The sequence below is a fragment of the Actinomyces urogenitalis DSM 15434 genome, from assembly GCF_000159035.1.
Lineage (GTDB): Bacteria > Actinomycetota > Actinomycetes > Actinomycetales > Actinomycetaceae > Actinomyces > Actinomyces urogenitalis.
In genome coordinates this window covers 359,691-365,258 of record NZ_DS999575.1, presented here as the reverse complement: position 1 = coordinate 365,258, position 5,568 = coordinate 359,691, and the positions used below count along the sequence as shown (strand labels likewise).

Genomic DNA, 5,568 nt, shown 5'->3' with positions numbered 1-5,568 from the left:
GGCGACAGCCCCCAGGCCCGCCCCGTCCCCGCCGTCGCGCAGCCCCTGGACGATCTCAGCCAGGCTCACTACCCGCGCCCCGAAGGCGATCGAGGCGCAGGCGGCCAGGACGACGGCGAGCAGGAGGACTCCCAGCGCCGCCATCCGGTGGTGGCGCAGCCAGGTGGTCACTGGACCTTGTCAGCCGCCGCAGCGATGAGGGCGAGGTAGTCCTTCAGTCCCCAGGGCAGGGACAGGGGCGTGGGGTTGGTAGCGGCAGACAGCGCAGTGCCGTTGCCGACGAAAGCGACCGCGCCGTTCTTGATGGCCGGGATCGCGCCGAAGAGCGCGTCACCCTGCAGAGCAGCCAGCTCAGAGTCCTCGCCGTACATGACCATGAGGTCGACGTCGGACAGAGTGTCGGCGTTCTCAGCCGAGATCGAGACGTAGAAGGTGTCCGGGTCGGCCTTGGCGGCCTTGGCCACGGACTCGGGCACGCTCAGGCCGAGGTCGGCCAGGAAACCGGTGCGCGGATCGGCCGGGATGTAGAAGCCGATGGAGGACATGTCCGAGGGGGTGGCGGAGAAGAAGGCGGCAGACTTGCCGGCGATCTGCGGGTAGTCGGCCAGCTGGGTGGAGATGAGCTCCTCCAGCTCGGTCACGAGCGCCTCGCCCTCGTCCTTCCTGCCCATACCGGCCGAGTCCATGCGGATCATGTCGCGCCAGGCGGTACCCCAGGCGATGTCCGGGTAGGCGATGGTGGGGGCGATCTTGCTCAGGGTCTCGTAGTCCTCCTGAGTCAGCCCGGAGTAGGCAGCCAGGATCACCTCCGGGCTCGTGGCGGCCACGGCCTCGAAGTCGATGGCGTCAGTCTCGTCAAACAGGGCCGGGACGCTCGCGCCGTCAGCCACGAGCTCATCCACCTTGGCCTTGGTCCACTCCAGCATCCCGGAGTCGTCGCTCACGCCCCAGGTCTGCTTGGCGATCCCCACCGGCATGACGCCCAGGGCCAGCGGCACGTCCTGGTTGCCCCAGGCAATGGTGGCCACGCGCTGGGGCGAGGCGGGGACCGTCGTCGTGCCGAAGGCGTGAGTCACGCTCAGGGCCTCGGAGGAGCCGGTGGCGCCAGCCGAGGCCGAGGAGCCTGCCTCCGTCTTGGTGCCGCAGGCAGCGAGCAGGGCGGCCAGTGGCAGGGCGGCTGTGGTCACGAGGAAGGTCTTGCGAGAGACGGTCACGAATACTCCAGGGATCGGCAGTGCGAATGAACAAGGACCTCGACCGTAATGCTACTTAGGCACACCTAACAAGTAGGGTGCCCGTGCGCTTGGTCACCCCCACTGCGCACGGGCACCCTCACGATCACTCGTAGACCGCCTTCTGGATGTCCTCGTCACCCAGGTTTTCGGCGTCGTACCAGGAGAAGCCAGAGTCGATGAAGCTCTCCACGCTCTGGCCCTTGAGGACCTTGACCGCCGCGACCACGGCCTGGTAGCCCATCTCGTAGGGGTTCTGCGTGATCGAGCCGGCAATGGTGCCGGCCGTGACCAGGTCCATCTGCGGCTTGCCCGAGTCGAAGCCGATGATGGTCACGGTGTCCGTCATCGCCGCCGTCTGCGCGGCCTGCGCTGCGGCGACGGCGCCGTCGTCATCCGTGGCGAAGATGCCGGCCAGGTCCGGGTGCGCCTGCAGGATCGCCGCAGCCTGCTGCTGGGCAACCGCCTGGTCAGAGTTGTTGTACTGCACGTCCACGACCTGGATGTCCGGGGCGTTGTCCCCCAGCCAGCTGCGGAAGCCCTGCTCGCAGTCCTGCCCCGTCACCGAGGTCTGGGAGTTGCACACGATGGCGACCTTGCCCTTGCCGCCCAGCAGCTCGGACAGGTGCTCGGCCGCCTGCGCAGCCGCGGCCTTATTGTCCGTGGCCACCGTGGTCACCGGGATGTCAGAGCCCGGAACGCCGGAGTCGAAGGCGATCACCGGGATGGAGGCCTCAGCGAACTGCTGCAGGACGGTGGCCTGGGCCTGGGAGTCCAGCGAGGCGAAGACGAGCGCCGCGGGTGCTTGACCAGCGCCTGCTGGAGCTGGTCGTTTTGCCGAGGGACGTCGGTCTCAGAGTCGGGCCCGTTAAAGGAGACCTGGTAGCCCAGGTCCTTGCCGGCAGCCTCGGCCCCGGCCTTGACGGTCGCCCAGAAGGGGCTGGCGTAGCCCTTGGCGACGACGGCGATGGACTGGCCTGCGCCCGCACCGCCCTCGCCGGCTCGTGAGCCCGAGCAGGCCGCCAGCCCCACGGCTGACAGCGCCGTCACGGCGGCGAGACCGAGTGCGTTCCTGCGCCTCATTGTTCTTTCTCCTTGTCAGGGGCCCGGCTGAGTCCGGACCCGTCGGGGCACGGCAGGGACCGCGCCGGTCAGGGACAGCTCATGAGCACGCCCGGCCACGGCCGGGACGTGCCAGGACGTGGTCAGCTCTTGCGACGGCGCGCGTCCAGGTAGACCGCTGCGAGCACCACGACGCCCAGCAGCACCTTCTGCCACTGGTCGGGGATCCCCATGAGGACGGCGCCGTTGCGGATGGTCGCGATGACGATCGCACCCACCACCGACCCAAAGACCGAGGCCCGCCCACCCTGGAGCGAGGCCCCGCCCAGGACCGCGGCCGCGATCGCGTACATCTCGTAGGACTGACCCACGTCAGGCTTGCCGGAAGCCAGCCGCGAGGCCATGAGGATGCCGGCCAGGCCAGTGAAGGTCCCCGCCAGGGTGTAGACGAGCATCTTCCAGCGCCGCACGTTGACGCCGGACAGACGCGTGGCCTCCTCGTTGGAACCCATGGCCAGGGCATAGCGCCCAATGAGGGTGCGATTGAGCAGGTAGGCCGCGATCACTGAGACGATCACGATGAGGTAGAGCGCGTTGGTCACCCCCAGGGTCCGCCCCTGCCCCAGGGCGAGGAAGGTGGAGAACTCTGACAACGGGACCGCCGAGGTCCCGGAGATGACCATGGCCAGGCCCCAGACCACCAGCATCATCGCCAGGGTGGCGATCATCGGCTGCATCCGCAGGTAGGCCACGAGGATCCCGTTGGCGGTTCCCATGACGGCGCCCGCCACGAGCCCCACCAGGACCCCGATCGCGATGACGGCCCCGGCCCGAGCCCCATGCCGGCCGCCCATCTCATGGCTACCGCCAGGCACACGCCGGTAAAGGCGATCCCAAAGCCAGGAGTCAGGTCAATGCCGCCGGTGGCGATGACGAAGGTGAGCCCCAGGGCCAGCAGGACGTAGACCGAGGCGTCCAGCAGCAGCGCGGAGAAGTTCGCGAGCTGGAGGAAGTAGGGACTGGCCAGGGAGAAGGCAAGGATCAGGACAAGCTCGGAGACCACCACGAGAACCTGGGAGCCGTGGCGAGACAGGAAGCTGCTCTCACCGGCTGCGCGGCGCCGCAGGAGGCGTGGGGTTCGTACCTGCTCGGACGTCTGCGCGGTGCTCACGCGCCCTCCTTCGTCGTGGTGGGGACGGCTGCGCCGTCGGGTTGCTGGGAGATGGAGGCAGGGCCCGGCTCGGGAAGCTGACCGGTGGCCAGCGCCATAATCGCGGTCTGGCTCGCCTCCGCAGCGGGCAGCACGCCCGCGATCCGCCCCTCCCACATGACGGCCACCCGGTGGGCCAGCCGCAGGACCTCCGGGATCTCGGAGGAGATGACGATGATCGCCTTGCCCTGGGCCGCCAGGTCCTCCAGGAGCCGGTAGATCTCCTCCTTGGCCCCCACGTCGATTCCCCGTGTGGGCTCGTCGATGATGAGGACGTCGCAGTCCCGAGCCAGCCACTTGGCCAGGACCACCTTCTGCTGATTGCCTCCTGACAGGTACTGGACCTCCTGCCAGGGCGAGGGGGTCTTGATACGTAGCTGCTCAATGAAGCGTTCCGCGGTCTGCACCGCGGCATCGTCATTGACGACGATGCCGCGCGACCACCGTCCATAGGAGGGCAGGGCGATGTTCTCCACCAGGCTCTTGTCCAGCAGCAGCCCGTAGCGCTTGCGGTCCTCGGACAGGTAGGCGATGGAGTGACGCACGGCGTCGGCAGGCGAGGAGATCTCCACCGGCTGGCCGCCCACCTCAATGCGTCCCGCACTGCGTGGGTCGGCCCCGATGATGGCCCGGGCGGTCTCCGTGCGCCCCGCTCCTACCAGGCCGGCCAGCCCCAGGATCTCGCCGCAGCGCACCTCGAGGCTGACCTCGCGCAGCAGGTCCTCGGTGGCCAGGCCCTCGACCTTCAGGCGCACCGGGGCGCTAGCGTCGTGGGGCTCGGGCCGGGCGTCGGTCTCCAGGCTGCGTCCGACCATCTGCTCGATGACCTCAGCAACGCTGATCTGATCGGCAGGCGTGGTCGCGATCCACCGACCGTCGCGCAGGACGGTGACCGCGTCCGCCACCCGCTTGATCTCGTCCATGCGGTGGGAGATGTAGATGATGGCCGTGTGCGGGCTGATGAAGTCCGCCATCACCCGGAACAGGGCCTCGGTCTCGCGCTCGGTCAGCGCGGCGGTGGGCTCGTCCATGATGAGGACCCGAGCGTCAAAGGCGAGCGCCTTGGCGATCTCCACCATCTGCTGGGTGGCGATCGTCAGGTCCCCCACACGGTCACCGGGCCGTAGCGCCAGGCCCACGCGGTCCAGCAGCTCCTCGGTGCGCCGTCGCATCGCCCGCGGGGCGAGGTTGAACCGGGTGCCGGCGTAGGGCTCGCGCCCGAAGAAGACGTTCTGCTCCACCGTGAGGTCGGGCATAAGGCCCAGCTCCTGGTGGATGGTGGAGATGCCTAAGCGCTGGGCCTGCTGCGGGCTCGCGATCCTCACCGGCTCGCCACGCAGCCAGATCTGGCCGGCGTCCGGCCGGTAGATGCCGCTGAGGATCTTCATGAGCGTCGACTTGCCGGCGCCGTTCTCCCCGACCAGCGCGTGCACCTGACCGGGATGCACCGTGAGCCCCACCTCGTCCAAGGCCAGGACCCCGGGAAAGCGCTTGGTCACCGCGCGCGCCTGGAGCAGGGACCGCCCCTCGCCTGTCAAGCGAGGGGCGGTTATTGGTCACCGCGCGCGCCTGGAGCAGGGGCTCTGGCGCTGCCTGGGCCCTCATGCCGCACTCACCGCAGCACCGTCCCAAAGCCTCCGGCTCACCAGGCCAGGCGGCACGAACAGCTGCCGGCGCTGGCTGCCAGGCATCGTCGTCAACTACATTCCGCACAGCATAGGAGACCCGCGACACGTCCCCTCTGGGCCCCATCGGGCTGCGCCCTCGCAGCAGGCCAGGGCGACGCGCGTCGACCACGAGTGCCCACCCGCTCCTCGACCGGGCTCTCCGAGCGAAGGATCGTCGAGTTTGAGCAGAGAACCGCACCTCAGATACCTATCAACTCCTATTAATCAAGTGATAGATACTTATGTGCCGAGAATCACTCAGGCTCGTGCGCTGAGATACCGGTCGCGCCCAGTCAGATCCACCCCGGTGGACACCTCAGTCAGGCCGGCCTCCACCGCCGCACGCCGCAGCGACTCGCCCTGCCCGGCGTCGTGCTCCATCACCAGCAGCCCACCG

General features: G+C 68.7%; 4 protein-coding genes and 1 pseudogene. All 5 read right to left on the bottom strand.

The genetic code is table 11. From position 1 onward, the window contains the following. Positions 1–167: 167 nt before the first annotated feature. The 5 genes and pseudogenes from HMPREF0058_RS07505 to HMPREF0058_RS07490 all read right to left on the bottom strand — a co-directional run bounded on the left by HMPREF0058_RS07505 (position 168) and on the right by HMPREF0058_RS07490 (position 5,003). On the bottom strand, positions 168–1,214 hold the full coding sequence (locus HMPREF0058_RS07505; protein WP_006549162.1) for an iron-siderophore ABC transporter substrate-binding protein: 1,047 nt from the start codon (positions 1,212–1,214) through the stop codon (positions 168–170). A 124-nt stretch (positions 1,215–1,338) separates the two neighbouring features. Beyond that, positions 1,339–2,315, bottom strand: a pseudogene (locus tag HMPREF0058_RS11855) (ABC transporter substrate-binding protein). A gap of 122 nt (positions 2,316–2,437) precedes the next feature. Then, positions 2,438–3,070 carry an ABC transporter permease gene (locus tag HMPREF0058_RS12140; protein ID WP_229083135.1) on the bottom strand — a complete coding sequence of 211 codons (633 nt, stop codon included), beginning with the start codon at positions 3,068–3,070 and terminating at the stop codon, positions 2,438–2,440. Next, complete coding sequence (locus HMPREF0058_RS12755; protein ID WP_006549158.1) at positions 3,019–3,465, bottom strand: ABC transporter permease; 447 nt, start codon at positions 3,463–3,465, stop codon at positions 3,019–3,021. The genes HMPREF0058_RS12140 and HMPREF0058_RS12755 overlap by 52 nt, the downstream gene beginning before the upstream one ends. Then, on the bottom strand, positions 3,462–5,003 hold the full coding sequence (locus tag HMPREF0058_RS07490; protein ID WP_231550235.1) for a sugar ABC transporter ATP-binding protein: 1,542 nt from the start codon (positions 5,001–5,003) through the stop codon (positions 3,462–3,464). The genes HMPREF0058_RS12755 and HMPREF0058_RS07490 overlap by 4 nt, the downstream gene beginning before the upstream one ends. Positions 5,004–5,568: the final 565 nt, after the last annotated feature.